At 71.7% G+C, this 14,764-nt stretch carries 13 protein-coding genes and 1 pseudogene; 9 read left to right on the plus strand and 5 right to left on the minus strand.

Going from position 1 to position 14,764, the window contains the following annotated elements:
• From JGS39_RS40960 to JGS39_RS19645, 3 genes and pseudogenes are all read left to right on the plus strand, one after another.
• Window positions 1-165 (plus strand): annotated as a pseudogene (locus JGS39_RS40960) (bifunctional DNA primase/polymerase); the annotation flags it as partial.
• A 40-nt stretch (window positions 166-205) separates the two neighbouring features.
• Entirely contained in the window at window positions 206-1,036 is an 831-nt protein-coding gene (locus tag JGS39_RS19640; protein ID WP_219570494.1) for an ABC transporter ATP-binding protein, read from the plus strand.
• Window positions 1,033-2,685, plus strand: coding sequence for a transporter (locus JGS39_RS19645; RefSeq protein WP_219570495.1), 1,653 nt, complete (start codon window positions 1,033-1,035; stop codon window positions 2,683-2,685). Before JGS39_RS19640 ends, JGS39_RS19645 begins: the two co-directional genes overlap by 4 nt.
• Before the next feature lie 121 nt (window positions 2,686-2,806).
• On the opposite strand, the gene JGS39_RS19650 is transcribed toward JGS39_RS19645, so the two are convergent.
• Both JGS39_RS19650 and JGS39_RS19655 read right to left on the minus strand, forming a co-directional pair.
• Window positions 2,807-3,700 (minus strand): alpha/beta fold hydrolase, encoded by an 894-nt coding sequence (locus JGS39_RS19650; RefSeq protein WP_219570516.1) that lies wholly within the window; start codon window positions 3,698-3,700, stop codon window positions 2,807-2,809.
• A 666-nt stretch (window positions 3,701-4,366) separates the two neighbouring features.
• Window positions 4,367-5,059 carry an iron-dependent transcriptional repressor DtxR gene (locus JGS39_RS19655; protein WP_219570496.1) on the minus strand — a complete coding sequence of 231 codons (693 nt, stop codon included), beginning with the start codon at window positions 5,057-5,059 and terminating at the stop codon, window positions 4,367-4,369.
• A 207-nt stretch (window positions 5,060-5,266) separates the two neighbouring features.
• On the opposite strand from JGS39_RS19655, the gene JGS39_RS19660 reads away from it, so the two are divergent.
• The 4 genes from JGS39_RS19660 to JGS39_RS19675 all read left to right on the plus strand — a co-directional run bounded on the left by JGS39_RS19660 (window position 5,267) and on the right by JGS39_RS19675 (window position 7,460).
• On the plus strand, window positions 5,267-6,022 hold the full coding sequence (locus JGS39_RS19660; protein WP_219570497.1) for an SIS domain-containing protein: 756 nt from the start codon (window positions 5,267-5,269) through the stop codon (window positions 6,020-6,022).
• A gap of 64 nt (window positions 6,023-6,086) precedes the next feature.
• The gene (locus JGS39_RS19665) at window positions 6,087-6,650 is read left to right on the plus strand and encodes a chloramphenicol phosphotransferase CPT family protein (RefSeq protein WP_219570498.1); all 564 of its coding nucleotides are present in this window, start codon (window positions 6,087-6,089) and stop codon (window positions 6,648-6,650) included.
• 46 nt (window positions 6,651-6,696) lie between these two features.
• The gene (locus JGS39_RS19670) at window positions 6,697-6,858 is read left to right on the plus strand and encodes a hypothetical protein (RefSeq protein ID WP_219570499.1); all 162 of its coding nucleotides are present in this window, start codon (window positions 6,697-6,699) and stop codon (window positions 6,856-6,858) included.
• A 68-nt stretch (window positions 6,859-6,926) separates the two neighbouring features.
• The gene (locus JGS39_RS19675) at window positions 6,927-7,460 is read left to right on the plus strand and encodes a hypothetical protein (protein ID WP_219570500.1); all 534 of its coding nucleotides are present in this window, start codon (window positions 6,927-6,929) and stop codon (window positions 7,458-7,460) included.
• A gap of 37 nt (window positions 7,461-7,497) precedes the next feature.
• Here JGS39_RS19675 and JGS39_RS19680 read toward each other — a convergent pair whose 3' ends face one another.
• Window positions 7,498-8,859, minus strand: a complete 1,362-nt coding sequence (locus JGS39_RS19680; RefSeq protein WP_219570501.1) for a PAS domain-containing protein — start codon at window positions 8,857-8,859, stop codon at window positions 7,498-7,500.
• Between the two features lie 356 nt (window positions 8,860-9,215).
• Window positions 9,216-9,842, minus strand: a complete 627-nt coding sequence (pdxH, locus tag JGS39_RS19685) for a pyridoxamine 5'-phosphate oxidase (RefSeq protein WP_219570517.1) — start codon at window positions 9,840-9,842, stop codon at window positions 9,216-9,218.
• A gap of 222 nt (window positions 9,843-10,064) precedes the next feature.
• Here pdxH and JGS39_RS19690 point away from each other — a divergent pair, with 222 nt between their 5' ends.
• Both JGS39_RS19690 and JGS39_RS19695 read left to right on the plus strand, forming a co-directional pair.
• On the plus strand, window positions 10,065-11,174 hold the full coding sequence (locus JGS39_RS19690; protein ID WP_219570502.1) for a citrate synthase 2: 1,110 nt from the start codon (window positions 10,065-10,067) through the stop codon (window positions 11,172-11,174).
• Between the two features lie 265 nt (window positions 11,175-11,439).
• Window positions 11,440-12,090: a hypothetical protein gene (locus JGS39_RS19695; protein ID WP_219570503.1), complete on the plus strand. Its 651-nt coding sequence runs from the start codon at window positions 11,440-11,442 to the stop codon at window positions 12,088-12,090.
• Window positions 12,091-12,333: 243 nt separating this feature from the next.
• Here JGS39_RS19695 and JGS39_RS19700 read toward each other — a convergent pair whose 3' ends face one another.
• The gene (locus tag JGS39_RS19700) at window positions 12,334-14,280 is read right to left on the minus strand and encodes an FG-GAP-like repeat-containing protein (protein ID WP_308120538.1); all 1,947 of its coding nucleotides are present in this window, start codon (window positions 14,278-14,280) and stop codon (window positions 12,334-12,336) included.
• Window positions 14,281-14,764 lie beyond the last annotated feature (484 nt).

Genomic DNA, 14,764 nt, shown 5'->3' on the forward strand with positions numbered 1-14,764 from the left:
ACCACCCCGGTGCCGCCGACCCGCGTCGGCGGCACCGGGGTGGTGCAGTGGGCCCGCAGCCCCTCCACCGCCAACCGCTGGCTGCCCGAGGTGGAGGAGCTCATCAGCCCGCTCGCGTACGCCTGCGGGCGCGAAGCCGCCGACGCGCGGGGGCGCGTTTCGTAGGGTGGCCCCCACAGCACGGGGACTTCGAAGGGCGCTGGTGATGACGGACCGGACAGACAGTGAAAAAGCCGACCGGGCCGTCGAGCCCGACGTACCGCGGGCGACGCCGCCCGCGGTACGCGTGGAAGGGCTGTGGAAACGTTTCGGCGACCACACCGCGGTCGCCGGGATCGATCTGGTGCTGCCCGCGGGCAAGTTCATCGGCTTGGTGGGCCCCAACGGCGCCGGCAAGACCACCACGCTCTCCATGGTCACCGGTCTGCTCCGCCCGGACCTCGGCCGGATCGAGATCGGCGGACGCGACGTCTGGCGCGATCCGGTCGAGGTGAAGTCCCGCATCGGAGTCCTGCCCGAGGGCCTGCGGCTCTTCGAGCGCCTCTCGGGGCGCGAACTTCTCGCCTACACCGGCCGGTTGCGCGGACTGCCGGGCGAGGACGTGGACAGCAGGGCCAACCAGCTGCTGGACGTCCTGGACCTGGCGGGCGCCCAGCACAAACTGGTCATCGACTACTCGACGGGCATGCGCAAGAAGATCGGGCTCGCCGCGGCACTGCTGCACAACCCCGAAGTGCTGTTCCTGGACGAGCCGTTCGAGGGCGTCGACCCGGTGTCGGCGCAGACCATCCGCGGGGTACTGGAGCGCTACACCGGCTCGGGGGCCACCGTCGTCTTCTCCAGTCATGTCATGGAGCTCGTCGAGTCGCTCTGCGACTGGGTGGCCGTCATGGCGGCGGGCACCATCCGCGCCCAGGGCACCCTCGCCGAGGTCCGCGGCGACGCGTCCTCGCTGCAGAACGCCTTCCTGGAACTCGTCGGCGCCGGCGGCCGCGACGACAGCGCCGCCCTGGACTGGCTCGGCGGTGCCCGATGAGCGTGCTCGACGCCCCGGCCGGCTCCGGCCCCCGCACGAGCCGCCCGGCCGGCGGCACGGAGCTGGTCCCCGTGCTCGTACGGCTGAAGCTCGCCCTGCTCCGCAACGGGCTGCGGCAGTCGGCCGGCCGCCGGGCCGTGTACATCGCCTCCGTCGTCGCCACCCTGCTGATCGCCCTGGGCCAGCTGATCGGCCTGATCGCGCTGCGTGGCAACGCCCACGCGGGCTCCCTCGTCGTGCTGCTGGCCGCGGTGCTGGCGGCCGGCTGGGCCGTGATGCCGCTCTTCTTCGCCGCCGGTGACGAGACCCTCGACCCGAGCCGCCTCGTGATGCTTCCGCTGCGGCCCCGCCCCCTGATCGCCGCGCTCCTGGTGTCGTCGCTGGTCGGCATCGGCCCACTGTTCACGCTCTGCCTGGCGGCCGGATCGGTGACCGCGCTGGCGCACGGGGCGGGCGCGGTGGTCTTCGCCGTCCTCGCGGCCCCGCTGACCCTGCTGGTCTGCGTCGCGCTGGCCCGGGCCGTCGCCACGGCCAACACCCGGCTGCTGACCTCGCGCAAGGGCCGCGATCTCGCGGTGCTCAGCGGGCTCGTGATCGCGGTCGGGATCCAGGGCGTCAACTTCGGCGTCCAGCGGCTCAGCCGGGCCGGCGGGCTCTCCGCACTCGACCCGGCGGCGGACGTGGTGCGCTGGCTGCCGCCCGCCTCGGCGATCGGCTCGGTGGACTCCGCCTCGCAGGGGGCGTACGGGCGGGCCGCCTTGCAGCTGCTCCTCTCCGCGGCCGCACTCGTCGTGCTGCTGGCGCTGTGGCGGCGCAGCCTGGAGAAGCTGATGACGGAGCCGGACGGCTCGACGCTCTCCGCCGCCGAACCGGCCCGTACGGAGTCCGGCACGGCCGGCTCCGGCTTCTGGGCGCTGTTCCCCGAGGGACGCACCGGCACGGTGATGCAGCGCAGCCTGCGGTACGTCGCCCGGGACCCGAAGACCAAGGCCGCCTGGGTGACGGCGCTGGCGATCGGGCTGATCGTGCCGCTGTTCAACGCCCTCCAGGGCACGGGGTCGTTGTACTTCGCGTGCTTCGGCGCCGGGATGCTCGGCATTCAGATGTACAACCAGTTCGGGCAGGACACCTCGGCCTTCTGGATGGTGGCGCTGACGATCTCCTCGGCCCGTGACGCGTATCTGGAACTGCGGGCGCGGGCGCTGGCCCTGCTGCTGATCACCCTGCCGTACACGGTGGTGGTGACGGTCCTGACGGCGGCGGTGCTCGGGGACTGGGCGGCGCTGCCGGGGGTCATGGGGCTGTCGTTCGCGCTGCTGGGCGCGATGCTGGCGACGGGCGCGGTGGCCACGGCGAGCTTCCCTTACTCGATCCCGCAGGACGGTGCGTTCAAGAACGTGGCGCCCGGGCAGGCCGGGCTCGCCTGGATCTCGATCTTCGGCGGCATGGTCTCGGCGGCGCTGCTGTGCTCCCCCGTGATCGGCCTGACGGTCTGGCTGCATCTCGCCGACGCGGAGAACCGGCTGTGGCTCCTGCTGCCGGGCGGGGCCGTCTACGGGGCCCTGATCGGCTGGGCCGGACTGCGGGTCGCCGCGCCCCGCACGGCGGACCGGCTGCCGGAGATCCTGACGGCTGTCAGCAAGGGGTGACGGGCGGACGGGCGGCTCCACCCTCGGGCCCGGCGGGTCCCCCGTGAGGCCCGGCGGGTCCCCGTGGGACCCGGCGGCTCCCCGTGGCCGGGCGGCTCCCCCTGGGCCCGGGCCCCGACCGTTACGGGGCCACCGGTTCCCGGTCGTCCCGGGTGTCCTCGGCGAGCTGCTCCAGGAAGGGTTCGACCGCGGCGCGCCAGCCCTCGGGCCGGTCGTAGTGGACGAGGTGTCCGGCGTCGGCCACCTCCGCGTACTGTCCGCGGGGCAGCACCCGGACCATCTCCTGGGCCTCCGCCCGCCCCAGCTCGCCGTCCAGGCCGCGCAGGACCAGGGTCGGGCAGCGGACCTGGGCCAGCTCCTCCCAGTGCGCGTCGTGGACCCAGGTGGCGCGGGACCGGAGCATCTGCCGGCGGGAGAAGACGGGCCGCCATCCGTCGGCCCGCTCGGCCATCACCTCGGCGAAGAACTCACCGCGGGACGGATTGGGCCGTTCCACCCAGGGGTCGTCCTCGCCGAACCACTTCCGTACGTCGGACAGCGTGGCGAAGGGCAGCGGCCAGGATCCGAACCAGTCCTCCCACTCCCGCTGCGAGGCCGCGCCCAGCGCCGAGGCCCGCATGTCGCAGATGACCAGGGCCCGGACGAGGTCGGGGCGCTTGGCGGCGAGCTGCCAGGCGGTGAGCGCTCCCATGGAGTGCCCGACGAGGGTGACGGGGGCGAGGCCGAGCTGTTCGATCGCTGCCTCCGCGTCGCCGACGTACGCCTCGCGGGTGTACGGGCCCTCGGCCGGCTTCTCGCTGCGGCCGTGTCCGCGCTGGTCGAGGCCGACCGCCCGGTGCCGCTCGGCGAGCCAGCGGGTGGTGGAGGCCCAGTGCGAGGCCCGGCCCATCAGTCCGTGGAGCAGTAAGACACCTCCGGGGCGATCCGCTTCCGCGCGCCCCTTGGGCGGGTCCGCGAACTCCCAGGCCGCGAGGCGTACGCCGTCGGTTCCGGTCACATCGATGCGCCGCACCATCTGTTCTGGCACCCCCTTCTGGTCCCTCGATCACCATGTGGTCGCGTCGGCCAGACTATCGAACCTTTATTCGAAAACCGGGTTCCGGCACACAACACCGCTCGTTCGAGTGACTGCCTCTCAGGATTGACGTCGGCCACGGAGGGGAGATCTTCTCCGGGAGGCGGGCCACTCGGGGATGAGGGCTCGCGGGAACCGACCTCGAGAGCTCGGGGCTCCAGGTCGGGACAGGGGAGGACAGGCCCCGGCGCCTTGCGGCGCCGGGGCCATCCGTCATTTCAGGACCGCTCGCCACAGCCGCGTGCGCGGACCGGGCCCGCGGGACCGCGGGAGCCCGCTCCCGGCGCGCAGTCCGGACATGGTGCGCAGTCCGGACATGGTCCACAGGCCGGACATGCCAGCACGACGGGCGCATTCCCTGCTCCCCTCCCCGACCGCGCGGCCAGACGGCCGACACTCTCAGGTATCCCTCAGCCACAGACTGGCACGCGATCCGTCCGGGCGCTGCAATTCCGGACGGAAAAACGGAAAACGGACGTCAGCACCCGCTGATCGTCCGCCACCCGCACTTCGGCGCCTGCTCACTTTCCGAGCATCGCCACGTTCAACACCGCACCGGATGCGGCGCCGCACGCTCCTTCACAACCGCCGCGCAACGCGCCACGTTCAGCGCTTCGCCACGAACACGTGCGACGCGACCTCGGAGTCCAGCTCCGCCGCCTCGCCGCTGCTGCCGACCAGCACTCCGCCGGGCGACTGCGTCACGCTGACCACCGAACCGGGCTGCACGCCCGCCCGCCGCAGCGTGTACATCAGCTGGGCGTCCGTCTGGATCGGCTCACCGATCCGGCGGACCACCACGGTCTTGCCGTCGGCACCCGGGTCGAGCTCCGCCAGGCTGACCATGCTCTCGTCGAGGAACGGGTCGGCCTCGGCCTTCTCGCCCAGCTCCTCCAGGCCCGGGATGGGATTCCCGTACGGGGACTCGGTCGGGTGGCGCAGCAGCTCCAGCACCCGCCGCTCCACGGCCTCGCTCATCACGTGCTCCCACCGGCATGCCTCGGCGTGGACCTGCTCCCACTCCAGGCCGATCACGTCGACGAGCAGGCACTCGGCGAGCCGGTGCTTGCGCATCACGCGGGTCGCCAGCCGGCGCCCTTCCTCCGTCAGCTCCAGGTGCCGGTCCCCCGCGACCTGCACCAGGCCGTCGCGCTCCATCCGCGCCACCGTCTGGCTGACGGTGGGACCGCTCTGGTCCAGCCGTTCAGCGATCCGGGCGCGCATGGGGACCACGCCTTCCTCTTCGAGTTCGAGGATGGTGCGGAGGTACATCTCCGTTGTGTCGATCAGTCCGGACATTCGTGCCCCTCGATGCAGTCGTGCGCTGGCCCTCGTCCAATTCTGACGCATAGCACGGACAACCGTGCCTCACCGTCCGAACGAGCTGTCCCCGCGGGGCCCGGAACGGCCTGCGCGGTATTGACATGTCACTGGTCCAGACCGCAACGTGATCGGCGGCAAGGACGTCCCGCGCACACCCCCACCCCGCCGGAAAGGCCCTCCTCGATGAGCGAAAGCAAGCTGGCCGGTCAGTTCTTCGACGCAGCGATCGGCCTGCTGGAGCGGGTGCGCGACGAGGAGTCCGGCTCCATCGCGGCCGCCGGTGCCGCCATCGCCGACACCGTCGTGGCCGGCGGCAGGCTCTTCGCCTTCGGCGCCGGGCACTCCTCGCTGGCCGCCCAGGACGTCGTCTACCGCGCGGGCGGCCTCGCACTCATGAACGTGCTGGCCGTCCCCGGCACCCTCGGCGTCGACGTCATGCCGGCGACCCTCGGCTCCGCCCTGGAGCGGGTCGACGGCCTCGCGGGCGCGGTGCTCGACTCCAGCCCGGCGAAGGCGGGCGACGTCCTCGTGATCATCTCGCTCTCCGGCCGCAACGCCCTGCCGGTCGAGATGGCGCTGAACGCGCGCGCGCTGGGCCTGAAGGTCATCGGCGTCACCTCGGTCGCGTACGCGGAAGGCACCCGGTCCCGGCACAGCTCGGGCGGATTCCTCCGTGACCACTGCGACATCGTCCTCGACAGCAAGATCTCCATCGGCGACGCGGAACTGGACGTCGACGGCATCGAGGCCCCCTTCGCCCCCGCGTCGACGGTCGTCACCAGCGCGATCATGCAGTCGATGATGGCCGCCGCGGCCGAGAGCCTGCTGGAGCGGGGCGTCGAGCCGCCGCTGCTGCGGTCGGGCAACGTCGACGGGGGCCACGAGTGGAACGGGCGCGTGATGACGGAGTATGCGGACCGGATCTTCTACCGCCACTGACCGCCCGCCCGCCACTGACCGCCCGGCCGGCCGGGCGGTCGGGCCACCGTGCGAGCATGCCGCCATGACATCCGGCCGGATCATCTTCCTCAACGGGACATCCAGTTCGGGGAAGTCCAGCATCGCCCGGGAGCTGCTGGACATCCTCGACGACGGCGTGTTCTTCCATCTGGCGGTCGACAGCTTCAACGCGATGCGCAGCAAGCGGGAGCTCGGGGAACGGGAGCTCGACGCCGCGCTGCGGCGGACCAGGATGGGCTTCCACCGCTCGATCGCCGCCATGGCCGAGGTGGGCAACGACGTCGTGGTCGACCATGTGCTGAGCGAGCCGTGGCGTCTGCTCGACTGCCTGGCGGTGCTGCCGCCGGAGAACGTCCTGTTCGTCGGCGTCCGCTGTCCGCTGGACGAGCTGGTCCGCCGCGAGGAGGCCCGGGGCGACCGCCCGCCGGGGCTCGCGGCCTTCCAGTACGACCTGGTCCACGCCCACGGCGACTACGACCTGGAGTGCGACACCGGCACGACGAGCCCGCGCGCCTGCGCCCAGCACATCAAGGCGTTCCTCCCGCACCGCACCGGCCCCACCGCCTTCACGCGCCTGCGCCGGCGGCATCTGGCGGGCGGACAGTAGCTGTTGGAGAGGCAGAGACCGTGCGGTCCGGTTACCGTCACCCCCCATGACGGGTACTCACGAGGAACCCGACGTGTCCGGCCCGGCGGCCTCCGACCCGACGGCCTCCCGCCTCGTCAACGCCCTTGCCGCAGCCCGGCCGAAGGCACGCACCGCGATCCGCGCGGCGCGACAAGCAGCACGCTCGCAGGTCCGGGAACCTGCGTGAGGAGCCGATGCGGCACCGAATCAGCGGAACAAGACCCTCCGCGGCGATCAGCGCTTACTGTCCGCCATATGACGCATATGAGGAAGATCCAGACGCGCCGCACGGCAGTGGCGCTCGTCGGCGCGGCAGCTGCCCTGATATTGGGCGTGGGCGGGGCGATCGCGGCAGCCGACCAGGACGGCGGACCCTCCGACCCGACCCCTGTGCCCACAGAGACGTCCGATTCGGGAAGCGGCGGGGTCGCAGGCGGCGCGGACAGCGGCGGCGTCAGTGGTTCGGGCGGCGCAGACAGTGGCGGCGCGGACAGTGGCGGCGCGGACAGTGGCGGCGCGGACAGCGGCGGCGCGGACAGCGGCGTCGTCAGTGGTTCGGGCGGCACCGATGGCGGCGGCTCCAGCGGCGCGGATGCGGGGGCCTCCGGTGGTACCGAGTCCCCCTCCCCCACGGACGGGCCCACATCTCAGCCCACGGACCCGGCAAGCCTGGACGACCTGGCGGAACGCATCGACGGCCTGGAGAAGAAGGTCGATGAGCTGCCCACCAAGACGGAGCTGGCCGACGCGCTCCGTGCCTTCGCCGACGAGTTGGACCCGCAGGACTGAGCTCACGGGGCATGCTGCGGCGCACCTGGGACAGCCCTCAGAGGCTGTCCCGCACCGCCTGCCCCAGGTCCACCGACGCCGCCACCCGGTCCGCGACGCTCTCCGCGTACACCGCGTCCGGGCGCTCGAAGGCGGCGCGGTGGGCGGAGCGCAGGAACGTCACCACGCCCAGGGTCCGGCCCCGGCTGCGCAGCACCACGCACAGCGCGTGCACCGCGTCGGCCGGCCAGCGGCGCTCCGTCGCCCACTCCCCGGCCGCCTGCGGTGACCCGGCACCCGCCGACGCCCGCACCGAGCCCGTACGGTCCAGCGACTGGAGGGCCGGGTGGCCCGGGGCGTACCGCAGCGGGATGCCGCCGCCGGCCACCGGGAGGCACGGGCCCGGGGCGTCGGACGGGGTCGCCGCGGCGCGCACCAGGCGGTCGCCGGCCACCAGGTCGATCAGCGCATGGTCGGCGAAGCCCGCGAGGGCGTAGTCCAGCGACGACGTGGCCGCCTCCATCGGGTCCTCGCACTCGGCGGCCGACCGTGAGGCCCGGTGCAGCTGGCTGGACCTGAACCGGGCCCGGTCCGCCTCCTGGGCCGCCAGCTTCGCCGCCGTCACGTCCTGGAACAGCCAGCCGACGCCCAGCGGCACCGGCTCCTCCGCGAGCGGCGAGGCCAGGCGCAGGAAGCCGCTGCGCCAGCAGCGGCGCCGGTCGCCGTCGCCCGTCCGCAGCGTCACCCACAGCTCGGCGGAGGCGGGCGGCGCGCCCTCGGCCAGTACGTGCTGGAGGGCGCCCTCCAGGTCCTCGACGCCCTGCACGATCAGCTCGCCGAGCGGCCGGCCGAGCAGCGTGGTACGGCCACCGCCCAGGGCGCGGGCCGCGTGCGCGTTGACGACGGTCGGCCGCAGGTCCACGTCCACGAGGACGACACCCCACGACGCGTCCTCGAACAGTGCCTCGCTCAGCGCGATGGACCGCTCCAGGTCGATCTGCGCATGGACCTCGCTGAACGCGCAGTACACCCCGGCGGGCTTCCCGTCCGCGCTCCGCACCCCGGCCGACTGGGTCCGCACGAGCACCCGCCCGCCGTCCTTGCGCAGCAGCGCGAACTCGTGGACCTGCCGCCCGGGCCCGTCCATGACGGCCATCAGCCGTCCCTGCACCTCACCCGCGTCCGCCCGCCGCACGGCCCATCCGGCGAACCCGGGCCGCCCGACGGCCTCCTCGGCGGACCAGCCGAGGATGCGCTCGGCCTCACGGTTCCAGTGGGTGACGGTCCCGTCCGCGTCGAAGGCGCAGAGAGCCGCGTCCATCCCGTCGAGGAGAGCCGCCAGCAGCTCCGCCCCGGACACCGGACCGGGGCCGTCGGGACCGAGAGCGTCGGTCGTTCCGCTGGTCGTGGAAGCACTCATCCCGGACCCCCGACAGGTCGTGTCCGCCATTGCCGCACGTCAGACCATTGAACTCGAACGTGACCCAGCACACAGCGACTTCCCCGAAATAAATGACTCCGATAATTCGGTTGTGCGGCGCCGGGGGGCTTCCTAGGCTGAAGCCACACGTAGGGAAAGGAGGTGTTCCGGAAGTGATTTCTTCTCGGACTCGTGAGGTGACTGCGGGCTGACGCCCGTTGTCGCGCTCTTGCAGTGCAGGCCGGTCATCGGCCAATCCCAAGCAGTCACCGACCCGCAGGCTCGCCGGTAAGTCCGGCCGGCTCCTCCGCAAGGAGGGACCAGAGCCTGCGGGTTTCTGCATGTCGGGGCCCGTCCTACGGGCAGAGCCGCTCCACGCGCCACTTGCCGCTCTCCCTCACGTACCGCAGCCGGTCGTGGAGCCGGTTCTCGTGGCCCTGCCAGAACTCGATCGTCTCGGGGACGACGCGGAAGCCGCCCCAGTGCGGGGGCGCGGGAACCTTCTCGCCCTCCGGGTAGCGGGCCTCGAGGTCCTCGTAGCGGCGGATCAGCTCCTCCCGGGAGCCGATCACGGTCGACTGCTCGCTCGCCCACGCGCCGAGCTGGGAGCCGTGGGGGCGGGTACGGAAGTAGGCGACCGTCTCCTCGCGGGGGACGCGGGACGCGGTGCCGGTGACGATGACCTGGCGGGCCAGGGGGTGCCAGGGGAAGAGCAGCGACACGTGCGGGTTGGCGGCGAGTTCCCGGCCCTTGCGGGAGTCGTAGTTGGTGAAGAAGACGAAGCCGCTCTCGTCGTACATCTTCAGCAGGACGGTGCGGGAGGACGGGCGGCCCTCGGGGGTGGCCGTGGAGACCACCATGGCGTTCGGCTCGTGGAGCATGCCGCCGGCGGCGACCTGCCGGAACCAGTGGGCGAACTGCCGCATGGGATCGGCGGCGAGTCCGTCCTCGGTGAAGGCCTCGGACCGGTACTGCTCGCGCATCGCGGCAGGATCAGTGGTGGAATCGAAGGAGGAGTCTGCGGTGGGCACGGTGTCATCCTGCCGCAGCGGCCGGACACAGGTCGTAAGGAGGTCCGCCCGCCGTTACGCGGTGGAACGGGAAGCTGTGCCGGATGTCACGCTTCCCGGTCACGTCGGAACCCGCCAGTATCTTGGGTGGGCCCTGGGGCCCGCCCGCAGCCGCCGATCCGAGGGAGCCGCCTGATGTCCGACTTCGTACCCGGACTCGAAGGAGTCGTCGCGTTCGAAACGGAGATCGCCGAACCCGACAAGGAAGGCGGTTCGCTGCGCTACCGAGGCGTCGACATCGAGGATCTCGTCGGCCAGGTGTCGTTCGGCAACGTGTGGGGCCTGCTGGTCGACGGGGCGTTCGCCCCCGGCCTGCCGCCCGCCGAGCCGTTCCCGATCCCGGTGCACTCCGGTGACATCCGGGTCGACGTCCAGTCCGCCCTGGCGATGCTCGCCCCCGTGTGGGGCCTGAAGCCGCTGCTGGACATCGACGAGGAGACCGCGCGCAACGATCTGGCGCGCGCCGCCGTCATGGCGCTCTCGTACGTCGCGCAGTCCGCGCGCGGACAGGGCCGGCCGATGGTGCCGCAGAGCGAGATCGACAAGGCGGGGTCCGTGGTCGAACGGTTCATGATCCGCTGGCGCGGTGAGCCGGATCCCCGGCATGTGAAGGCCGTCGACGCGTACTGGACCTCGGCCGCCGAGCACGGCATGAACGCCTCGACGTTCACCGCCCGCGTCATCGCCTCCACGGGCGCCGACGTGGCCGCCGCGCTGTCCGGCGCGGTGGGCGCCATGTCGGGCCCGCTGCACGGCGGCGCCCCGTCCCGCGTCCTCGGCATGATCGAGGAGATCGAGCGGACCGGCGACGCCACCGCGTACGTGAAGCAGGCCCTGGACCGGGGCGAGCGCCTGATGGGCTTCGGCCACCGCGTCTACCGGGCCGAGGACCCCCGTGCACGCGTCCTGCGCCGGACCGCCGAGGAGCTGGGCGCTCCGCGCTTCGAGGTCGCGCAGGCGCTGGAGAAGGCCGCGCTGGAGGAGCTGCACGCGCGGCGCCCGGACCGGGTGCTGGCGACGAACGTGGAGTTCTGGGCGGCGATCATGCTGGACTTCGCGGAGGTTCCGGCGCACATGTTCACGTCGATGTTCACGTGTGCGCGTACGGCGGGCTGGTCGGCGCACATCTTGGAGCAGAAGCGGACGGGGCGCCTCGTGCGGCCCTCGGCGAAGTACGTCGGGCCGCCGACGCGCAGCCCGCGGGAGATCGAGGGGTACGAGCAGCTGGCGGACCTCGGGAACTGACGCTCCTGGACGGACGAAGAGCGAAGAGTGACGGGCACGGCCGCCCTCCCGGAGGGCGGCCGTGCCCGTCGCGCATCTGTGCCGTGCCTGTGGCGAGCCTGTGTCATTCCCGCCTCAGTCTGAGGTGGGCGTCGCGGCGCGCCTGGTTGACGCACCACCGTCGTCGTGTGGCTTCGCCATGCCCGGTCTCATCACCGGGGCTTCGTCCAGTTGTTGAACGTTCCGGCTGTCGTACAGAGCAGCCCTCACTGCCAGTTAGGCCAAAATGACACACAAGGGACGCATCGTCTCCGCAGTTGCCCTCACCACCCTGTGCCTCGGCCTCACGGCCTGCAACGACGGCGAGGACTCGGCGGCACAGGAATCGCCGTCGGCCTCCGCCCCGGCGTCGTCCGACCCGGCGTCGTCCGACCCGAGCAGCGAGAGCCCGTCGGCAGACCCCGGCGACGACGCTCCGGCCGGTGGCGACGTCACCGCACCGGGCACGAAGCTCAAGATCGGTGACCGAGCGGTCGTGCCGTTCAAGTACGGGACCGACAAGAAGGGCACGATCGCCGTGACGGTCACGGCGATCGAGAAGGGCACCGAGGCCGACATGGCCCCGTTCGGTGAGAAGGCGAAGGGCATGACGCCCTACTACATCCGGATGAAGGTGGAGAACGTCGGCGGCACCGACCTGGCGTACTCGTCGCTGAGGCTGCGCGGCAACCTGGCGGGCGGCGGCCCCACAGGCGTCATCCTGATCGGCGACCTCCCGGGCAAGTGCGACAGCGAGACGGCCCCGCGCGACTTCACCGCCAAGGGCGCCTCGTACGAGACCTGCTCGCTCAGCGCCACGAAGACCGATCCCATCGCGGTCGCCTCGTTCGAGGAGGGTGACGCGTACAGCGACAGCCCGGTCCTCTGGACCAGCTGACGACCCGTACCCGTGTCCGCGCGCCGGGCATCTCGTACTTGACGACATGCCCGGCCGGCGGCCGGCCGCTTCCGGGCGGCGGCCCGCAAGCCCGAAAGGCCGGCCGCGATGACGGCGAGGGTTACGAGCGGGCGTTACGGATCTCCCGCGGCGGTCCGCCGGAACGCGGCCCGGTCGTGCGGGCCGCGTTCCGGTTTCCGTGCGGGTGACGCCGGCGGGCCACCGGCCGCGCAGGGCGCGGGATCAGCGGCACTTTCCGTTCAGCCAGGCCGTGAAATCACTCGTCCAGGAGGTGGCCATCGGGACCGAGTTGACCGGGGAGCCGTACTTGTTCAGCTTGTACTGCCAGTAGGCGAAGTGGTTCGAGGCCGCCGGAGCCGGCTCCTCCCAGTGGAACTCGGGGTCGTCGATCCAGTGGGGATAGTTCTCCAGTGACGCGCCGAGACCGGCCGCCGTGACGCGCTTTACGAGTTCGGGCCGCAGCTCGTCGTCCAGCGTGTAGATCATGATCCTCTGCGTGGCGGCCTTCTCCGCGATGGGTGCGATGACCTCGTTCCAGGCGGCCTCGCTGACGGACTCCTCGCCGTGGAGCAGGAGCGGCTTCGTCTCTTCCTTGAGCTCCACGAAAGCGGCCATCTGCTTGCTCCTGGCGCTGTCGAGCCACTCCCGGAAGGTGTAGACGGTCTCGCCGGCGTACGGGCCGTAGGCGATCTTGCGGCCCTTGAGCTGGTCGGCGCCGGTGGCCCACCGCATCTCCGCGATGTCGAACTTGGTGCCGGTCAGCCCCCTGGTCGTGCTGTTGTGCCACATCACGGCCTTGGTGCCGTCCTTGGTGAGCCGGAGATCGGCTTCCACACCGCTCGCGCCCCAGCTCTTCTGCTGAGCGAGGCCCGTGGGGTGGTTCGGCTGCCGGATCTGATCCCGGTCGTAGCTGTCGGCCCCGTCGGGGTATCCACCGTGTCCGAAGACCGCCGGACAGGCCGGCAGCGAACTGTTGTAGCGCTCGATCGTGGCGACCCTGGCGAAGGTCCAGTATTCGATGGGTGTGCTCTGCCAGCTGTGCAGCGCGTCGACGAGGGTCCCGTCGGCCCGGGCGGTGAAGGTGAGGGCTGCCACCAGTCCGCCCTCGTAGCCGTAGAGGGCGCCGACGTCGGCACGGCCGTCCCCGTTGTAGTCGCCGGAGACCAGGTACATCCTGGCCCGGTCGTAATCCCCCATCTTCGCGTTCAGCAGCTCCCGCTGGCCGCCGAACCTACCGGCGGCGTCGAGGCCGAAGCCGAACAGGGCGTCGCGTCCGTCGGCGTAGTCGTACCAGGTGGCGAACTCGTCGCGGCCGTTGCCGTCGAAGTCCCCCGAGACCACGCTCACCCGGTCGAACTGCCAGCCGTCGGCCTCCCAGCCGCTCACGGGCTCGGCGAAACCGCCGTCCGGCTTGCCGGAGAAGGCCATCAGCCGCACCGTGCCCGCCGTGTAACTGTCCAGGACCCCGAGGTCGTCGCGACCGTCGCCGTCGTAGTCACCGGTGGCGAACTTCATCCGCTCGACCTCCCATCCGTCGGCGTCGGTGCGCGCGAAGGAGGAGAAGGGGACGGCGAAACCGCCGTCGGGGTTCGCCAGGAACGTGAAGAGCTTGTCGTCGCCGTTGCGGTAGTCGTACCAGGCGGCAATGTCGTCGCGGCCGTCGCCGTCGAAGTCACCGGCCTGCGCGGTGATGGCGTCGAAGGTCCAGTTCCCCGGCTCCACGGACCATGAGGGGACGTAGTCGGCGAAGGTTCCGTTTCCCGTGCCGAGCCAGGTGAAGAGGGAGACCTTCCCGCTGTCGTAGCCGTAGAAGGCTGCTACGTCGCCGATGCCGTCACCGTTGAAGTCGCCGGTGACCCGCTTCATGTGCTCGGCCCAGAACTTGCCCTTGGGCGTCTCCCAGCCGGGCGCGGGCGGGGCGAAGCCTCCGTCGGCCCGGGCGGTGAAGGTGTGGATGGCGTCATGGCCGTCGGAGTAGTCGTACCAGGAGGCCATGTCACTTCGGCCGTCGCCGTTGTAGTCGTGGTGCGGGGCGGTTCCGGCGGCGCTCGCGGTGGCGGCGCGCGGTCCGCCGTTGCTGCCGGTCATGGAGGTGGAACTGACGGCGGGCCAGTCCGGATCGGTGGAGCTGTACTGCGACGCGACCGTCGCCGGCCGTTCCACGCCCACACCGACGGCGGATCCTTGCACGCCGAAGACGGCACACAGAAGTGCCGTGCCCACTATGCCAAAACGTCTCTTCATTCGACTTCCCAGCCCCTTGCCGCAGCGAGATGAAGGAGGGAAGAGGCCACCCGCGTTCCGGCGGGCCCGCGCCCGCCCCCCGGGAACAGCTCCGGCGCGGGGCGGTTCGGACGGAACGCCTTCTCGCCTCGTACGGCGATGCGTTCGCCCGCGGATCAGGTCCCAGGTTGTCGGCGAACGTGCTGAATGCCGCCTGGTCCATCCGTGCACGAAGCGCGCTCTGCGACCGCCCCGTCGCGCGGATTCCAGGCATATTAACTGACAGTAGGACTGATGAATCGGCCGAGAACAGCGGCCCCGTCATGCAGAGGCGGCCGGACCGGCCGAACGGGCACTCACAGAGGCCGGGTTGGTATCGGACCAGGGGGCGGAGACGGCCCGCTTCCGCGGTCCCCGCGGGAGCAACCGC

The organism is Streptomyces poriferorum (assembly GCF_019399235.1).
In the GTDB taxonomy this organism is placed as follows: domain Bacteria; phylum Actinomycetota; class Actinomycetes; order Streptomycetales; family Streptomycetaceae; genus Streptomyces; species Streptomyces poriferorum.

What these genes read in the sequence shown, in the direction of transcription:
- JGS39_RS19640 (WP_219570494.1), top strand. Translation starts at nt 206, where the DNA reads ATGACGGACCGGACAGACAGTGAAAAAGCCGACCGGGCCGTCGAGCCC.
- JGS39_RS19645 (WP_219570495.1), top strand. Translation starts at nt 1,033, where the DNA reads ATGAGCGTGCTCGACGCCCCGGCCGGCTCCGGCCCCCGCACGAGCCGC.
- JGS39_RS19650 (WP_219570516.1), bottom strand. Translation starts at nt 3,700, where the DNA reads ATGGTGCGGCGCATCGATGTGACCGGAACCGACGGCGTACGCCTCGCG.
- JGS39_RS19655 (WP_219570496.1), bottom strand. Translation starts at nt 5,059, where the DNA reads ATGTCCGGACTGATCGACACAACGGAGATGTACCTCCGCACCATCCTC.
- JGS39_RS19660 (WP_219570497.1), top strand. Translation starts at nt 5,267, where the DNA reads ATGAGCGAAAGCAAGCTGGCCGGTCAGTTCTTCGACGCAGCGATCGGC.
- JGS39_RS19665 (WP_219570498.1), top strand. Translation starts at nt 6,087, where the DNA reads ATGACATCCGGCCGGATCATCTTCCTCAACGGGACATCCAGTTCGGGG.
- JGS39_RS19670 (WP_219570499.1), top strand. Translation starts at nt 6,697, where the DNA reads ATGACGGGTACTCACGAGGAACCCGACGTGTCCGGCCCGGCGGCCTCC.
- JGS39_RS19675 (WP_219570500.1), top strand. Translation starts at nt 6,927, where the DNA reads ATGACGCATATGAGGAAGATCCAGACGCGCCGCACGGCAGTGGCGCTC.
- JGS39_RS19680 (WP_219570501.1), bottom strand. Translation starts at nt 8,859, where the DNA reads ATGAGTGCTTCCACGACCAGCGGAACGACCGACGCTCTCGGTCCCGAC.
- pdxH (WP_219570517.1), bottom strand. Translation starts at nt 9,842, where the DNA reads ATGCGCGAGCAGTACCGGTCCGAGGCCTTCACCGAGGACGGACTCGCC.
- JGS39_RS19690 (WP_219570502.1), top strand. Translation starts at nt 10,065, where the DNA reads ATGTCCGACTTCGTACCCGGACTCGAAGGAGTCGTCGCGTTCGAAACG.
- JGS39_RS19695 (WP_219570503.1), top strand. Translation starts at nt 11,440, where the DNA reads ATGACACACAAGGGACGCATCGTCTCCGCAGTTGCCCTCACCACCCTG.